The sequence below is a fragment of the Mesorhizobium sp. M2A.F.Ca.ET.037.01.1.1 genome (assembly GCF_003998075.1).
Lineage (GTDB): Bacteria > Pseudomonadota > Alphaproteobacteria > Rhizobiales > Rhizobiaceae > Mesorhizobium.
The window spans coordinates 1-1,948 of sequence record NZ_RZSA01001123.1 but is presented as its reverse complement, the minus strand read 5'-3'; the positions used below and the strand labels follow the sequence as shown (position 1 = coordinate 1,948).

Sequence of the window (1,948 nt, the reverse complement as noted above, 5' to 3'; positions counted from 1 at the left end):
TTCCGACTTGGCCGGATCGCGCTCCTGGCAGTCGGCGAGTTTGCCGGGCAGCGAGGTGACGCCGAGCGTGCTCTTGCGCGTGATGTCGCGCGCCTTGCGCGCGGCTTCGCGCGCAGCGGCCGCCTGGATCACCTTCTCGACCACGACCCTGCCTTCGCTCGGATGCTCTTCCAGCCAGGTACCCAGCGCCTCGTTGACCAGGCTCTCCACCACCGGGCGAACCTCGGACGAGACCAGCTTGTCCTTGGTCTGCGAGGAGAATTTCGGGTCGGGCACCTTGACCGAGAGAACAGCGGTCAGGCCTTCGCGGCAGTCGTCGCCGGTCAGCGAGACCTTTTCCTTCTTGGTCTGGCCGGAAGACTCGCCATAGCCGGTGATCTGCCTGGTCAGCGCCGCGCGGAAGCCGGCCAGATGTGTGCCGCCGTCGCGCTGCGGGATGTTGTTGGTGAAGGCCAGCACATTCTCGTGGTAGCTGTCGTTCCACCACATCGCGACTTCGACGGTGATGCCGTCGCGCTCGGCGCGGATGGCGATCGGCGCCTCGATCAGCGGCTTCTTCACCCGGTCGAGATATTTGACGAACTCTTCCAGCCCGCCGTCATAATGAAGCTCATGGCGCACAAGGTCGGCATGGCGCGCATCGGTCAGCACGATGCGCACGCCGGAATTGAGGAAGGCGAGCTCGCGCAGCCGGTGCTCCAGCGTGTTGTAGTCGAACTCGACCATGGTGAAGGTCTCGGCCGACGGGAAGAAGGTGATCTCGCTGCCGCTGCGGCCTTCATAGGTGCCGGGCTGCTTGTCCTGCACGTAGCTGCCGGTCACCTTCAGCGGCGCGTCGGCATTGCCATGCGTGAAGCTCATCTCGAAAATCTCGCCGTTGCGGCGGATCTTGAGCTTGAGCCAGGCGGAAAGCGCGTTGACCACCGAGACGCCGACGCCATGCAGGCCGCCGGACACTTTATAGGAGTTCTGGTCGAATTTGCCGCCGGCATGCAGCTGCGTCATGATCACTTCGGCCGCCGAAACACCCTCCGAGGGGTGGATATCGGTCGGAATCCCGCGGCCATTGTCGATGACGGTGACGGAACCGTCGGGGTTGAGCGTCACCGAGACGAGGTCGGCGTGGCCGGCAAGCGCCTCGTCGATGGCGTTGTCAACCACCTCATAGACCATGTGATGCAGGCCCGAGCCGTCGTCTGTGTCGCCGATATACATGCCCGGACGCTTGCGCACCGCGTCCAACCCCTTCAAAACCTTGATGGAATCGGCGCCGTACTCGGCTTGCGCGCCAATGGCGCTTTCGGTCTGATCGCTCATGAAAACCTGTCTGATTGATGTCGCTGGTCCGGCGCCGAAAAATGGCCGCGAATCGCGCCGTTTTGATGTCCTAGATATAGGCGCAAATGGCGGATTTTCCAAGGTTTGCGGGCATTTTGCCGGCTTGGCGGCAAGGTGCTTCCACGCCCGCGCTGATACGGTCCCGGCGTTCGGCCGAAAGGGGTCGATGAAACGCAAAAGGCCGCGCCTAAGCGCAGCCTGATAATTGCCTTGCTGGGAAGCTTTCGTGCCTATTCGGCCGCGCGCAGCGTCTTCAGCGCCCCGCTCCAGCGGAACAACTCGTCCAGCATTGTCTTCGCTCCGCCCTGCACTTGCTCGCTCGGATGATAGGCGCGCTTCTCATCGAGCAGGCTCGCATAGGCCGGTAGCGCCACCCCCTCCGGGATCGGCATGACGCCGACCGAGGTGAGCAGCGGCTTCAGCGATTGCGCGGCGCGCAATCCGCCGGATACGCCGCCATAGCTGAAGATCGCCGCGGGCTTGTAGCGCCACTCATGCAGCAGATAGTCGATGGCGTTCACGATCGCGGGCGCCACGAAGTAGTTATACTCCGGCGCCACGAACACGAAGGCGTCGGCGGCGTCGATCGCCTTTGACCACGCCTTGGTAT

Annotated in this window: 2 protein-coding genes; both read right to left on the bottom strand. The window is 63.4% G+C overall.

The genetic code is table 11. From position 1 onward, the window contains the following. Positions 1 to 1,317 (bottom strand): ATP-binding protein (locus tag EOA27_RS34155; protein WP_245491274.1); only part of this gene is annotated, 1,317 nt, incomplete at its 3' end. Between the two features lie 251 nt (positions 1,318 to 1,568). Next, positions 1,569 to 1,948: NADPH-dependent FMN reductase (locus EOA27_RS34150; RefSeq protein WP_145970748.1), on the bottom strand; the 380-nt coding region annotated here is incomplete at its 5' end.